This is a genomic window from Pseudomonas sp. C321 (assembly GCF_055407105.1).
This window is the reverse complement of the sequence record NZ_JBUZRB010000006.1, coordinates 167,820-182,932: the sequence shown is the minus strand read 5'-3', so window position 1 is coordinate 182,932 and position 15,113 is coordinate 167,820. Positions and strand designations below refer to the sequence as shown.

The following is a 15,113-nucleotide window of genomic DNA, read 5'->3' as shown; positions in this document are numbered from 1 at the left end:
ATAGGTATCTACGCAATTTCTCGTAGCAAGCTGTCGAAGATGTGTAGATACCTATGCTCATCGCGGGCTTGCCCGCGATGGGATTCAAGCAGCGCCAGCAATCTCCCTGGGCAACCGCTGATCAATCACCCGATACAACGCGCTGCTTTCGGGCCAGTTGCGCATAAACCGCGCACGATCCTTGGTATACGCCTGGGCGAAGCTGCCAATCGAGCCGTGCTGACACATCGAATCCAGGTCAATCAACGCCCAACGATCGCCATGCCAGAACAGGTTGTGCCCCTTGAAATCCCCATGACTGATGCGCTCGCGGATCAACTCGCCGAACAGATGCTCCAACGCCAGCAATTCGGTTTCGGGCGCGTCACCGCTTTCAACATAGGGAGCAAAATGCTCAATGATGTCTGGCCCCGGCAGGTACTCGGTAATCAGGTAGGCGCGGCTGCGCAACCAGAAAAAACGCTTTTCCAGAAGCGCCAACGGCTTGGGCGTAGCAATCCCCAGAAACGCCAGGCGATTGCCTTCGCGCCAGGAATGCCAGGCCCGGCTCGGCCGCCAGAAGCGCTTGAGCCAATGGGCGAAGCCTTTGATGTTGTAGCGTTTGATCACCAGCGGCCGGCCGGCAACCTCAACCTTGGCCACACTGGCCGCACCACCGGTCTTGTACAGATGGCCCTGATCGAGCAAAGCATCGGCCTGCTCCAGCACCGGCAACATCGCCGCTTCTTCTTCGCGACGGATCGCGCGCAAGGCAAAAGGCCCGCGCAACACGCTGAACAGCGTGCATTCACGACCAACCTTGCCGAGGAAGTCCTTCAAGCGCCAGATGCTGACTTTATGCACCTGCTTTTGCAGGGCTTCCAGCGGCAAGGCGTGTTCGCCGTTGCTCAGCAGGTAATGCACCAACAGCTCTTCGGTAAACGGTTCGAGGTTTTTCGGCAATTGCGCGAAAAACACCCCGAGGTTTTCCAGTACCCGGTTGCGCGACAGCGGCTTTCCCGCTTGTTCGACGCAGATCCCGGCACCATCAATCAGGTATAGCTTGCCGTCCTGGCGCAGCAAGTTGTCCAGGTGCAGGTCTTCCTGCCACAAGCCCTTGGCGTGCATCGCAGCAATCGCGACCAGCGCTTCGGCCAGAACCGCTTGTTGCTCATCAGCCAACGGCGGCAAGGCTTCGACGCCATGCCAGGCGTCAGCCAGGCTCTCGGCACCCTCCAGGAGCTCGAACAGCAGCCAGCCGCCCTCGCCTTCTTGCAGCCCATCGGCCAGCAACAGCGGCGTGGTCAACCCTTGCTCAGCCAGCAGGCGCACACCCTTGAGTTCACGCTGAAAATGCCGGGCGGCCTTGCTGCCGACCAACAGCTTGGCCAGTACCGGGCGGCCGCGCCAGATCGCCGCACCCACATAGCGCTGGCCCGGTAACACCCGCAGCAGGCTCAACAGTTGCAACTGCCCAGGGCCCGCCGCATCCGCCAGCTCTACACTCAGGGGCAAGCTGGGAGTGCGGCCGACACTTTTCAGTTCGGACAAACGCATCAACGGGTCTCCTTGTGACTGCGGCGAGCCGCCAGGCGCTGGGCCCAGGTATCGACCAGCGAACTATCCTCGGGCTGATCGAGATACGCCGCCAACAATTGGCGAACCTGATCTTGTGACCATTGCGGTGCCCGGCGCAACAGCGGCTCCAGGTCCTTGACCCGGTCCCTCCAGCCAAACAACAGCGGGCGGGTTTTCTCCAGGTCGATCAACTGCGCCGCATAACCGTCGCCCGTGGCCTGGAGGAAAATATGCTTGGGATAAAAACAGCCGTGAACCTGGCCGACGCTGTGCAGCTGCCGCGCCAATTGGCCGCAGGCCTGCAGGATCGCCCGGTGCTGGTCGTCGCTCAGTGCAGACCATTGTTCCAGCAACGAGTCTAGGTCATTGCAGCCATCCAAGGCGCGGGTCAACAACATCGCCCGATGTTCGCCAGCAACTTTACGCTCGCCGAAAAAGGCCGCCTGCAACGCCGGAATGCCCAACCGCCGATAGCGGCTGATATTACGAAATTCTCGGGCAAAGCTCGATTCGCCAAAAGGCCGCTGCAAGGTGCGCGTCAGGTAGTTGCTCTGGCGCTTGAGGTAATAGCCGTGACCTTCCAGCGCCAGGCGAAACACGCTACTCCAGCCGCCACGGCTGGTGTTGGGCTCGTCCACCGCGTCCAGCTGTTTGGCCCACAGCGCGTCAAAAGTACCGAGGCCGTTGCGCTCAAGCAGCGCGCGATCTTCAGCCGCCAGGAAGTCACTCATTCACGGCCCTCGAAAAATTTCACCACGTGGCGAATTCGCTGTTTGTCCGACGCGCTCAAGTGCTTGCGCTGACGATACTGCATGTAAAACCGCAGGCGCTGAGTGGCCGACAAGTGATATTTGGCGACTTTGTCCAGGCACGCCAGATCCTTGGTGATCCGGTACTTGAGCCAGAAGCCACGCCAGAAAGCGCCGTTGGGACAGTCGATCAGGTACAGAGTTTGCTGGTCGTCGATCAGCAGGTTGCGCCACTTCAAATCGTTGTGGGTAAAGCAGTGGTCGTGCATGGTCCGGGTGTATTCGGCGAGCTGGCGGCTGACCTTGTCAACCCAGACAGGGTCCGATAATTGCGGATCATTGCGTTCGGCCAACGCCGACAAGTCTTCAGTCTTGGGCAACTCGCGGGTGATCATCGCCCCGCGGTCATAAGCCAGCCCTTTGCGCTCCAGGCCCCAGGCGATCACGTCAGCGGTGGGAATGCCCCACTTGGCGAAGCGCTTGAGGTTCTGCCACTCGGACTTGACCCGCGGCCTGCCCAGGTAGCGACGCAGGCCCTTGCCGGCGCCGACGTAACGCTTGACGTAATAATTGACCCCGCCGCGCTCGACACGAATGACTTCGGACAGCGGATCGTGGGTCAGCCGCTCACCTTGCAGGGCGAACACCGCGTCGAGGCTACCAAAATCATCCGCCAGAGCGGCGTAAGCGGGTTCCAGGTTCCAACCCGCCATCAGAGCGCATCCCCATAACGTTGTTTACGGGCATAGAGCTTGGCCGCCTTGCCTTCCAGCCAGTCCAGCAAGGCCGCTTCCTCAGCCAGGATCTGGCGCAGCGGTTGCTGGAAATAGCCCTTGAGGAAGCGAAGTTTGTCACGCTGGGTCAGGCCGATATCCAATGCCGAGAAGTACAGCGCCGCCAGGTCCTTGTTGCGCCAGCGCAGCGGGATCTTCGGGCGTACCTGGGCACGGTGCAGGTCGATCACCGAGAGTTTGAAATTGTCGGCCACCAGCGGCTTGTCGGTGTGCAGCAGGAAATGGCAGATGTAGCAGTCACGGTGATTGACCCCGCCGCGATGCATCATGCCGGTCATGCGGGCCACTTCGGCGATCAACGCATGCTTGATAACAGGTACGGGCGGCTGCTTGAGCCAGTCCATGCTCAGGTCTTCGAGGCTGACGGTAGGCGCCAGCTCTTCGGTGACGATAAATGAGTGTTGGTCCGCCGGGTTGCTGCCCTTCTCGCCGTAAGCCACGGCGGTCATGGTCGGCACGCCGACTTCCTGCAGGCGCTGGATCGCCAGCCATTCCTGGCCCGCGCCCAATACCGGCAACTTGGCGGTAATCAGGTTCTTGAGGATTTCGACCCAGCCGATCCCCCGATGGACTTTCACAAAAAAGCCGTGGCCGTCCACTTCCGTACGCAAGGTACGGCGGGCATCGAGTTCACGGTACACCTGGCCGTCCAGCTTCTCGACTTCGGCGAACGCATCGCGTCCGGCCCACAAGGTTTTGAACGGCTCGGCAAGAATCAACTTCATCGGTTTGGCTCCGCCAGAATCAGGTCCGCAGCGTACTGCGGCATGCTATAGAGGTCGGCCGTCTCAGCGAAGGCCAGGCCATTGCGGCTCCAGGCCGCGCGCGCTGCATTGTCGTCGAGCATATCGACCAGGTACTGGTTGAGCTGGGCCTGCTCGAACGGTTCGTCCAACACCCGGCCACTCTGGGCCTTGTCGATGTAGAAGGCGTAACCACAGACCTTGCTCACCAGTACCGGGAGGCCGGCGACCACCGCTTCGATCAGCACCATGCCGGCCGCCTCGTTGTAGGCCGGGTGGATCAACAAGTCCGCCCCCAGCAGGAAACGCGGGATATCGCTGCGCCCCTTGAAGAACTGCACCTGATCGCCCAAGCCCAGCGCGGCACTCTGCAATTGGAATACTTTGGGGTCGTCCTGGCCGATTACAAATAGCCGGGTGCGTTTCTTCAAAGCGGACGGCAGTGCGGCCACAGCCTTGAGGCTGCGATCAACACCCTTGGTCTTGAAGCCCGAACCGATTTGCACCAGCAGCAGGTCATCTTCAGCCAGACCGAATTCGCGGCGAAACTCGGCACGAATCTCGGCGGCGTTGGGCGGGGCACGACGGTCACGACTGATGCCTGGCGGCAAGAAGTGAAAGCGGCTGGCCGGAGTGCCGTAATACTTGCTGAACAACGCCTGCTGATGCTCGGAGAGCACCATGACTTGGGTCTTGGCGTCCTTGTCGAACACCGCCCGCTCGTATTCAGCAAAGTGCTTATAGCGGCCGAACCAACGGTACATCGGGTTGCGCAGGGTTTGCGCCTTGTCTTCAAAGACTCCGTCGGCGGCGAAGTACACGTCCAGCCCCGGCATCTTGTTGAAACCCACCACACGGTCCACCGGGCGCTTGGCCAGGTCGGCCTGGATCCAGGTGTAGAGTTTTTCGTTACGACGATGGTTGAACAGCGCCTTGACCGGCGCCACCAGCACTTCGAAACCCGGCGGCACGTCGCCTTCCCAGATCAGGGTGTAAACACGAATCTTGTGGCCGCGCTGCTGGCACTCCAGGGCAATGCGCATGAAGTCGCGCTGCAGGCCACCAAAGGGAAAATACTTGTAGAGGACAAAAGCCAGTTGCATCAGTGTTCCTCAGCCAGTAACAACGTGCTTAACCGACTTGCCACACGCTCAGGGTTCAAGCGAGTAAAGCACAGCGGCCACTCGCGCTTGATATCAAACCGACGCTGATCTTCGGCAGTCGGTTGATAGGTGCATTTTTTTTGCAGGCACGGCGCGCAAGGGAAGTCGCTGCCCAAATGGATTTGCGCCTTACCGTAGGCGCCTGTCAGGCCTGGATTGGTGGGGCCGAACAGGGAAATAGTCGGCACGTCCAGGGCGGCGGCCAAATGGCCGAGGCCGGTATCGACGGCGACACAAGCCTTGGCGCCCGCCAGTACTCGCGCCACCCCCGCCAGGTTCAGCTTGGGCAGCACTTCGGCATTCTTCAGGCCTTGGGCCAGGCGTTCGGCACGGGCCTTTTCGGCAGCGTTGCCCCAAGGCAGCTTCACGTCCACGCCCAGGCTACCCATGCGCTCGGCCAGTTCGCGCCAATAGACTTCGGGCCAATGTTTGGTGTCCCAGGTGGTGCCATGGAGCAGCAGCACAAACGGCTTCTTCGGCGGCAAACCCAGCAGTTTGTCGACGCTCAGGCCGTAATCTCCCAGACCCTTGGGCAGGTCATAACCCAAGGCCACGGCGAATAGTTGGCGCAAGCGCTCCACCGCGTGTTGCCCACGGGCCACGGCAAGACGGCGGGAGTAGAAATGCGCCGCGATGGGTTCACGGGCCGACTGCTTGTCGAAACCGGCCACCGGGGCGCGCACGTAGCGGGTCAACCAGGCGCTTTTCAGCAGGCCCTGAGCGTCAATCACCAAGTCGTATTTGGTCGACTGGATTTGCTGCTTGAAGCGCCGCCATTCGCCGCTCTTGATGGTCTGCCAGATGTTCTTGCGCCAGCGGCGAATTGCCACAGCAATCACCTTGTCCACCGCAGGATGCCAGGTAGGGATTTCGGCGAAGCCTTCTTCCACTACCCAGTCAAAGCGAATCCCCGGAATCGCCCGGGCCGCGTCGGTCAACGCCGGCAAGGCATGAATCACATCGCCCAGGGATGAGGTCTTGATCACCAGTACCCGCAACTCAGCGAACCTCGACCACAGAGCCCTGCAACCGCTGCAAGGCGTCGGCCACAGGCTGCGGCAGCAACTGGCGCAAGCAGTTGTAGTGGCCAAAACGGCAGGTACGGTCAAAGCACGGACTGCAATCCAGGCCCAGGCGCACCACTTCGACCTTGTCGGCCAACGGCGGGGTGAAACCCGGGGAAGTGGAGCCGTATACCGCGACCAGAGGGCGATTCAGCGCAGCAGCAACGTGCATCAGCCCGGAATCGTTGGACACCACCGAATCGGCGCAGGACAACAGGTCGATGGCCTCGGCCAGGGACGTGTCGCCGCTGAGGTTGACCGCTTCTTCGCGCAGCCCAGGAATCAAACGCTGACGAATGTCTTCACCCACCGAGTGATCATTTTTCGAGCCAAACAGCCAGACTTGCCAACCTTCGCGGATTTTTATCTCGGCGACCTTGGCGTAGTGCTCCGACGGCCAGCGCTTGGACTCGCCAAACTCGGCGCCGGGGCACAGCGCCAGCACCGGCCGGTCGAGGGTCAAGCCGAATTTAGCCAGGGCCGCGTCGCGGGTAACCGGATCGATTTGCAGGCTGGGGCGCGGGTATGGCGTAGGCATCTCGGCACCGGGCGCGTAGGCCAGGGCCATAAAACGCTCGATCATCAGCGGGTAACGCGCCTTGTCGAGCTTGCGCACGTCGTTGAGCAAGCCGTAACGGAACTCGCCGCGCCAGCCGGTGCGCTTGGGGATGCCGGCGAAGAATGGCACCAACGCCGATTTCATCGAATTGGGCAGCAGGATCGCCTGGTCGTACTGGCCAGCCAGCGACTTGCCAATGCGGCGACGGGTCGCAAGCTCCAGGGCGCCATGGCCGAGCGGAAAGCTCAAGGCCTGACGCACCTCGGGCATACGCTCCAGGATCGGCCGGCTCCACTCGGGGGCGAGCACGTCGATTTCGCAGTCGGGATGACGTTGTTTCAGGCACTGGAACAGTGTCTGCGCCATCACCATGTCACCGACCCAACTGGGCCCAACGATCAGAATATTCATGTAGTTTCCACAAACGATACGGGGAGGCTCATGCCTCCCCGCCTCGATAGTCTGTGCGGGAATGGCACACCCAGCTCCCACATTAAAAAATGTCCCACATTAAAGTTGTTTCAGCTTAACCCCAGTTCCTTCCAGATTCGCTTCACCTGGCGCCGTTCGTCAGCGAACTGGTCACCGCTGACCACCCCGGCCTCATTCTGCAAAGCCTGACGGTGAGCGACGGAACGGTAGGCCTTATATACCTCACGCAGCAGATGGGCATCGGCGGCGGGCATTAGCCCGACCTGCTCCAGGCCTTCCAGGATGCGGATATTGTCGGTGTAGCGCAGCAACGACGGATGTTGCGCAGACCACGCCAAAGCCGCGTATTGCACCATAAATTCAATATCGACGATACCTCCGGCGTCCTGCTTGAGGTCGAACGAGGCCGTGGGCTCGAAGGCATTGGCGCCGGTGCCGGCCGCCGTTGACCTGGTTCCCAGATTGTCACGCATCTTGGCGCGCATCTCACTGACCTCCTGGCGTAGCTTCGCCAGGTCCTGCGCACGCCCCAATACCTGGGCCCGCACTTGCTCGAAAGCACGACCAACGTCCTGGCTGCCTACCAATACCCGCGCCCGCACCAGAGCCTGATGCTCCCAGGTCCAGGCTTCATTTTCCTGATAACGGGCAAACGCCCCCAGGGAGCTGACCAACAGACCGGAAGCGCCTGACGGTCGCAGGCGCATATCCACTTCGTACAGTTGCCCGGAGTTGGTCTGGGTGGTCAGCAGGTGAATGATTCGCTGGCCCAATCGGGTAAAAAACTGCGCACCATCGATGGGTTTGGCGCCGTCGGTTTCGGCTTGCGGGTCACCGTCGTGGATAAACACCAGGTCCAGGTCCGAACCATGTCCTAGTTCGATACCACCCACTTTCCCATAACCGACAATGATGAACCCAGGATCGCACAGGGTGCCGTCCACACGCTGCGGCGAACCGTGGCGAGCGACGGTCTGGCGCCAGGCCAGGGCCAGCACTTGTTCGAGAATCGCTTCGGCGAGCCAGGTCAGGTAGTCGCTGACTTTCATCAATGGCAGGCTGCCGGCGATTTCCGAGGCGGCGACCCGTAGGCGGTGGGCCAGCTTGAAATTGCGCAGGGCTTCCATCTGCTGCTCAAGGTCATCTTCGGGGATCCGCGTCAGCCGCTCGCGCAGTTCGGCAGCCAACTCCGGCGCCAGGGGTGGCTTGAACAGGCGGCCTTCGTTGAGCAATTCGTCCAGCAGCAACGGGAAGCGGGTGATCTGCTCGGCGATCCACGGGCTGGCGGCGCACAGGGTCAGCAGCCTACGCAGAGCGCCTGGGTTTTCCGTCAGCAGGACTAGATACGCGGAGCGCCGCGCCACCGCTTCAACCAACGGCAACACGCGTTCCAGTACCAGGTCCGGGCTGGCGTGTTCGACCGACTGGGCCAGCAAACGCGGGATAAATGCGTCGAGCCGCTCACGACTCAGTCGCTGCATGGCGCGCAATTGCGGGCTGCCGCGCAGTCCAGCCAAGGCCTTCAACGCCTTGGGTCCGTCGACAAAACCGCCTTCGTGCAACTGACGGCAAGCGGCTTCTTCGTCCTGGGACTCTTCCCACAGCGGCAGCCACTCTCCGCCCACCACCAGTTCGCTTTCCTCGCCCTCCTCTTCATCCGGATCGGCGATGACTTGGCGAAAGTGCCAGTCCACCCGGCCGCGCCAGTACATCAGCCGCTCATGGAACGCCGTCCAGTCCGGGAAGCCCATCATGAAGGCAATCCGCGCCTGATCCTCTAAGCCGTCCGGAAGCATTTGCGTCTGCCGGTCGGCAATCGCCTGGATCGCGTGTTCGGTGTAGCGCAGGAATTCGTAGCCATTGCGCAACTCGGCGACCACCGCCGGCGGCAAGTAACCCTGCCCTTCCAGGGTGCCAAGCACCTTTAACAGTGGGCGCTGCTGCAGGCTCAAATCGCGACCGCCATGGATAAGCTGGAACGCCTGGGCGATAAATTCCACTTCACGAATACCACCAGAGCCCAGCTTGATGTTCTCGGCCATGCCCTTGCGCCGCACTTCCTGCTGGATCAGCTGCTTCATGGTGCGCAGCGCTTCGATGGCGGAAAAATCCAGGTAACGGCGGTAGACAAACGGTCGCAGCATGTCGAGCAGTTGCGCGCCGGCCACCTGATCCCCGGCCACCACCCGCGCCTTAATCATGGCGTAGCGCTCCCAGTCACGGCCCTGGTCCTGGTAGTACTGCTCCAATGCATTGAAGCTGAGCACCAGCGCCCCGGATGAACCGTAGGGCCGCAGGCGCATGTCGACGCGAAATACAAAGCCGTCGACCGTCATCGGGTCAAGGGCCTTGATCAGCTTCTGGCCCAGGCGGATGAAGAACTCCTGGTTGTCCAGGGAGCGCTTGACGCCTACGGTCTCGCCGCCTTCCGGATAGGCAAAGATCAAGTCGATGTCCGACGACAGGTTCAACTCCACCGCGCCGAGCTTGCCCATGCCGAGAATGACCATCGGCTGCGGCTCGCCGCTGCGTCGGCCGGTGGGTGTGCCGAACTGGGCACAATGGCGCTGATACAGCCATTGATAGGCCTGGTCGATGCTGGCGTCGGCCATGTCGGACAAATCGCGGCAGGTCTGGACCAGGTCCGCCTGTCGGGTCAGGTCGCGCCAGATGATCCGCACTTGCTGGCGAGTACGCTGGCGGCGCAGGCAGCGCCCTAACTCATCTTCTGTTTCGGCTTGTTGCACAGCACCAGCGATCTGCCCGCACAGCTCATCGGGCGCAAAACCGCGATCCAGCTCGCCCCAGGCCACCAGTTCCAATAACATCACAGGGTCACGAACGCTCTGTTCACTGACAAAATCACTAGCGGCGCAGACCCGGGCGAAGTCGGCCCAACGTTGCGGCGTCCAGTCGGACAGACCATGATCGTCGTCCAGTTGCGCCACGGCGGCGCGCAACGATTGCTCGGCACGACTGACAAACGGCAAAAGAATGGCTGGCAGTTCAGCCAGCATTGGAAGGCTCATGGTCTATCCTTGATCGGCACGTGAAAGGCCTGTTGCGGTGATAGCAAGAACCACGCTCGGTGAAGGACTGTCGAACAAAAGTTAGAAATAGCTGAAAGCTTTTCTTTTTTGGCAGTCAACATCAATTTTTCACCTTTTCTTGTTCGCAAAAGACCAACAATAACGATTATTCTCACCAACCAGAAGGAGCCAACAGCTCACTCTTCTGTAGTTTTACTACTCGTATATACATTCGAAAGGCTGAAATGGCCGACGATTTGTAGTAAAACTACACAACGCCGGAACAATCTCCGGTCATCCAAGAATTTATGTCGTCTGCCCACAAGGCCAGTCGCAAACTCAGGCAACCGATTCTGGAAGCCTTTCCGCCCTGGAGCAAGCCATGCAAGACCTCGATCCCGTCGAAACCCAGGAATGGCTGGACGCCCTGGAATCGGTTCTCGACAAAGAAGGCGAAGACCGTGCTCACTACCTGATGACCCGTATGGGCGAACTCGCGACCCGCAGCGGCTCGCAACTGCCCTACGCCATCACCACGCCGTACCGCAACACCATCCCCGTTACCCACGAAGCACGCATGCCTGGCGACCTGTTCATGGAACGCCGCATTCGCTCGCTGGTACGCTGGAACGCGATGGCCATGGTAATGCGCACGAACTTGAAAGATTCTGACCTGGGCGGTCACATCTCCAGCTTCGCCTCCAGCGCAACCCTGTATGACATCGGCTTCAACTACTTCTTCCAGGCCCCGGCCGAAGAACACGGCGGCGACCTGATCTACTTCCAGGGCCACACCTCGCCAGGCGTTTACGCCCGCGCGTTCATGGAAGGTCGCATCACCGAAGAACAAATGAACAACTTCCGCCAGGAAGTCGACGGTCATGGCCTGTCGTCCTATCCGCACCCTTGGCTGATGCCCGATTTCTGGCAGTTCCCGACTGTATCCATGGGGCTGGGCCCGATCCAGGCGATCTACCAGGCGCGTTTCATGAAGTACCTGGAAGCCCGTGGCTTCATCCCGGAGGGCAAGCAAAAAGTCTGGTGTTTCCTGGGCGACGGCGAGTGCGACGAGCCGGAATCCCTGGGCGCGATCTCCCTGGCTGGCCGCGAAAAGCTGGACAACCTGATCTTCGTCATCAACTGCAACCTGCAGCGCCTCGACGGCCCGGTTCGCGGCAACGGCAAGATCATCCAGGAACTCGAAGGCGTGTTCCGTGGTGCTCAGTGGAACGTCACCAAAGTCATCTGGGGCCGTTTCTGGGACCCACTGCTGGCCAAGGACGTCGACGGTATCCTGCAACGCCGAATGGACGAAGTCATCGACGGCGAGTACCAGAACTACAAGGCCAAAGACGGCGCGTTTGTTCGCGAACACTTCTTCAACACGCCTGAACTCAAGGCGATGGTTGCCGACCTGTCCGACGACGAGATCTGGAAGCTCAACCGTGGTGGCCACGACCCGTACAAGGTCTACGCGGCGTACCACGAAGCGGTCAACCACAAAGAACAACCTACCGTCATCCTGGCCAAGACCATCAAGGGTTATGGCACTGGCGCCGGCGAAGCGAAAAACACCGCGCACAACACCAAGAAGGTTGATGTTGAAAGCCTGAAGCTGTTCCGCGATCGTTTCGACATCCCGGTCAAGGACGAAGAGCTGGAAAACCTGCCGTTCTTCAAACCTGAAGAAGGCAGCGCCGAAGCCCGTTACCTGAGCGAGCGCCGCACTGCACTGGGCGGTTTCGTGCCACAGCGTCGCGCCAAAAGCATCAGCATTCCGACGCCACCACTGGAGACCCTCAAGGCGATCCTGGACGGCTCGGGCGACCGTGAAATCTCCACCACCATGGCCTTCGTGCGGATTCTCGCGCAGTTGGTCAAGGACAAGGAAATCGGCCCGCGTATCGTCCCGATCATCCCGGACGAAGCCCGTACCTTCGGTATGGAAGGCATGTTCCGCCAGTTGGGCATCTACTCCTCCGTCGGCCAGCTTTACGAGCCAGTCGATAAAGACCAGGTGATGTTCTACCGCGAAGACAAGAAGGGCCAGATTCTCGAAGAAGGCATCAACGAAGCAGGCGCCATGAGCTCCTTCATCGCTGCCGGTACTTCGTACTCCAGCCACAACCAGCCGATGCTGCCGTTCTACATCTTCTACTCGATGTTCGGTTTCCAGCGTATCGGCGACCTGGCCTGGGCTGCCGGCGACAGCCGTACCCGTGGCTTCCTGATCGGCGGCACCGCTGGCCGGACCACGCTGAACGGCGAAGGCCTGCAACACGAAGACGGTCACAGCCACATCCTGGCGGGCACCATCCCGAACTGCCGCACCTTTGATCCAACCTACGGCTATGAGCTGGCGGTGATCATCCAGGACGGCATGAAGAAGATGACCGAAGAGCAACAGGACGTCTTTTACTACATCACCGTGATGAACGAGTCCTACCAGCAGCCAGCCATGCCGGCCGGTGTCGAGGAAGGCATCATCAAGGGCATGTACCTGCTCGAAGAAGACACCAAGGAAGCGGCGCACCACGTACAGCTGATGGGCTCCGGCACCATCCTGCGTGAAGTCCGTGAAGCGGCGAAGATCCTGCGTGAAGAGTTCAACATCGGCGCTGACGTGTGGAGCGTTACCAGCTTCAACGAACTGCGTCGCGATGGCCTGGCCGTGGAGCGCAGCAACCGTCTGCACCCAGGTCAGAAGCCTGTGCTGAGCTACGTAGAAGAGTGCCTGACTGGCCGTAAGGGTCCGGTTATCGCCTCCACCGACTACATGAAACTGTTTGCTGAACAAATTCGCCAGTGGGTCCCGTCCAAGGAATTCAAAGTCCTGGGCACCGACGGTTTCGGCCGCAGTGACAGCCGCAAGAAGCTGCGTCACTTCTTCGAAGTTGACCGTCACTTCGTGGTGTTGGCAGCCCTGGAAGCCTTGGCTGACCGTGGTGATATCGAACCTAAGGTGGTGGCTGAAGCTATCGTCAAGTTCGGGATCAACCCGGAAAAACGCAACCCACTGGACTGCTGAGGAGATTTTCTGTGAGCGAACTCATTCGCGTACCTGACATCGGCAGCGGTGAAGGGGAAGTAATTGAACTGTTTGTGAAGGTCGGCGACCGTATCGAAGCCGACCAGAGCATCCTGACCCTGGAATCGGACAAGGCGAGCATGGAAATCCCTGCTCCCAAGGCCGGCGTGGTCAAAAGCCTGAAAGTGAAGCTGGGCGACCGCCTGAAAGAAGGTGACGAACTGCTGGAACTGGAAGTCGAGGGTGCCGCTGCCGCGGCGCCTGAGGCTCCTGCTGCTGCCCCGGCTGCCGCCGAGAAGCCTGCCGCTGTTGCCGAGGCCCCAGCGGCCCCGGCCCCGGCCGCTGCACCCGCCGCCGCCACTGTCCAGGACATTCATGTTCCGGACATCGGCTCGTCGGGCAAGGCCAAGATCATCGAGTTGCTGGTCAAGGTCGGCGACACCGTCGAAGCCGACCAGTCGCTGATCACCCTGGAATCCGACAAGGCCAGCATGGAAATCCCATCGCCGGCTGCCGGCGTGGTGGAAAGCATTGGCGTCAAGCTGGATGACGAAGTCGGCACGGGTGACTTCATTCTCAAGCTGAAAGTCCAGGGCGCTGCTGCGCCTGCTGCAAAAGCTCCTGCCGCCGCGGCCGCACCAGCCGCCAAGGCTGAGGCGACCCCGGCCGCCGCTCCAGCGCCTGCTGCAAAAGCCGAGGCCGCACCGGCCCCTGCTGCTGCACCTGCGCCAAGCGGTGCCAAGGTTCATGCCGGCCCTGCCGTGCGCCAACTGGCCCGAGAGTTCGGCGTCGAGTTGAACGCGGTAACGGCCAGCGGCCCCCACGGTCGTGTGCTCAAGGAAGACGTGCAGGTCTACGTCAAATCCATGATGCAGAAGGCCAAGGAGGCTCCGGCCGCAGGCGCTACCGGCGGTGCTGGTATTCCGCCGATCCCGGTTGTGGACTTCAGCCGCTTCGGCGAAATCGAAGAAGTGCCGATGACCCGCCTGATGCAAATCGGCGCGTCGAGCCTGCACCGCAGCTGGCTGAACATTCCGCACGTGACTCAGTTCGACCAGGCCGACATTACCGACCTGGAAGCTTTCCGCATCGCGCAGAAAGCCGTGGCCGAAAAAGCCGGCGTCAAGCTGACTATCCTGCCACTGCTGCTCAAGTCCTGCGCACACCTGCTCAAGGAACTGCCGGACTTCAACAGCTCGCTGGCACCTAGCGGCAAGGCGATCATTCGCAAGAAGTACGTGAACATCGGCTTCGCGGTCGATACCCCGGACGGACTGTTGGTGCCTGTGATCAAGAACGTTGATCAGAAGAACCTGCTGCAACTGGCTGCCGAAGCCGCTGCGCTGGCTGCCAAGGCCCGTGACAAGAAACTCACCGCAGACGACATGCAAGGCGCTTGCTTCACCATCTCCAGCCTCGGGCACATTGGCGGCACTGGCTTCACGCCAATCGTCAACGCACCGGAAGTGGCGATCCTCGGCGTTTCCAAGGCCACCATCCAGCCTGTGTGGGACGGCAAAGCCTTCCAGCCCAAGCTGATGTTGCCACTGTCGTTGTCCTACGATCACCGTGTGATCAACGGCGCCGCTGCTGCTCGCTTCACCAAGCGTCTGAGCGACCTGCTGGCGGACATCCGCACCATCCTGCTTTAAGCTACAACGGGCCCTCCTCTGATAGGGAAGGCCTGGTTTCAACGTTTTCCGAGCGCCACGCTCGTACCTCAACCCCGCCAATTTGGCGGGGCTTTTTTTGCCTGTTTTTCGCGTATCCCCCTGTAGGAGCGAGGGGGACGCCTAGTTCTTGCTCGCGAAGGTCGTCAACGATAACGCTGGCATCCTGAATGAACGCGGCGCCTAGACGTTTTTCGCGAGCAAGCTCGCTCCTACAAAGGGACCCGTCTGGCTTCGGGAAGGCCATCGGTCACCCCAATTGCAGAAATCCCCCGCCCGGCCGATAACGCACTTATAGCACTTAGCCTTCATCCTCTCTTGTCAG

General features: G+C 60.7%; 10 protein-coding genes. 2 read left to right on the top strand and 8 right to left on the bottom strand.

All coding sequences use genetic code 11. The features are described from left to right. Window positions 1–84 precede the first annotated feature (84 nt). The 8 genes from ACZRJ6_RS19005 to glnE form a co-directional block, all read right to left on the bottom strand. Window positions 85–1,536: a lipopolysaccharide kinase InaA family protein gene (locus ACZRJ6_RS19005; RefSeq protein WP_463969068.1), complete on the bottom strand. Its 1,452-nt coding sequence runs from the start codon at window positions 1,534–1,536 to the stop codon at window positions 85–87. Beyond that, window positions 1,536–2,288 carry a lipopolysaccharide kinase InaA family protein gene (locus ACZRJ6_RS19000; RefSeq protein ID WP_463969067.1) on the bottom strand — a complete coding sequence of 251 codons (753 nt, stop codon included), beginning with the start codon at window positions 2,286–2,288 and terminating at the stop codon, window positions 1,536–1,538. The genes ACZRJ6_RS19005 and ACZRJ6_RS19000 overlap by 1 nt, the downstream gene beginning before the upstream one ends. Beyond that, on the bottom strand, window positions 2,285–3,019 hold the full coding sequence (locus ACZRJ6_RS18995; protein ID WP_463969066.1) for a lipopolysaccharide kinase InaA family protein: 735 nt from the start codon (window positions 3,017–3,019) through the stop codon (window positions 2,285–2,287). Before ACZRJ6_RS18995 ends, ACZRJ6_RS19000 begins: the two co-directional genes overlap by 4 nt. Further along, window positions 3,019–3,825 carry a lipopolysaccharide core heptose(I) kinase RfaP gene (gene rfaP / locus ACZRJ6_RS18990; protein WP_463969065.1) on the bottom strand — a complete coding sequence of 269 codons (807 nt, stop codon included), beginning with the start codon at window positions 3,823–3,825 and terminating at the stop codon, window positions 3,019–3,021. The genes ACZRJ6_RS18995 and rfaP overlap by 1 nt, the downstream gene beginning before the upstream one ends. Further along, entirely contained in the window at window positions 3,822–4,946 is a 1,125-nt protein-coding gene (locus ACZRJ6_RS18985; RefSeq protein WP_463969064.1) for a glycosyltransferase family 4 protein, read from the bottom strand. Before ACZRJ6_RS18985 ends, rfaP begins: the two co-directional genes overlap by 4 nt. Next, window positions 4,946–6,004 carry a lipopolysaccharide heptosyltransferase I gene (waaC, locus tag ACZRJ6_RS18980; protein WP_463969063.1) on the bottom strand — a complete coding sequence of 353 codons (1,059 nt, stop codon included), beginning with the start codon at window positions 6,002–6,004 and terminating at the stop codon, window positions 4,946–4,948. Before waaC ends, ACZRJ6_RS18985 begins: the two co-directional genes overlap by 1 nt. Before the next feature lies 1 nt (window position 6,005). Beyond that, entirely contained in the window at window positions 6,006–7,040 is a 1,035-nt protein-coding gene (gene waaF / locus ACZRJ6_RS18975) for a lipopolysaccharide heptosyltransferase II (RefSeq protein WP_463969062.1), read from the bottom strand. Window positions 7,041–7,150: 110 nt separating this feature from the next. Further along, window positions 7,151–10,090 carry a bifunctional [glutamate--ammonia ligase]-adenylyl-L-tyrosine phosphorylase/[glutamate--ammonia-ligase] adenylyltransferase gene (glnE, locus tag ACZRJ6_RS18970; RefSeq protein WP_463969061.1) on the bottom strand — a complete coding sequence of 980 codons (2,940 nt, stop codon included), beginning with the start codon at window positions 10,088–10,090 and terminating at the stop codon, window positions 7,151–7,153. Between the two features lie 382 nt (window positions 10,091–10,472). Here glnE and aceE point away from each other — a divergent pair, with 382 nt between their 5' ends. Together aceE and aceF are read left to right on the top strand one after the other, a co-directional pair. Beyond that, window positions 10,473–13,118 (top strand): pyruvate dehydrogenase (acetyl-transferring), homodimeric type, encoded by a 2,646-nt coding sequence (gene aceE, locus ACZRJ6_RS18965; RefSeq protein ID WP_149411207.1) that lies wholly within the window; start codon window positions 10,473–10,475, stop codon window positions 13,116–13,118. A gap of 11 nt (window positions 13,119–13,129) precedes the next feature. Continuing rightward, entirely contained in the window at window positions 13,130–14,770 is a 1,641-nt protein-coding gene (gene aceF / locus ACZRJ6_RS18960; protein ID WP_463969060.1) for a dihydrolipoyllysine-residue acetyltransferase, read from the top strand. The last annotated feature ends 343 nt before the right edge of the window (window positions 14,771–15,113 follow it).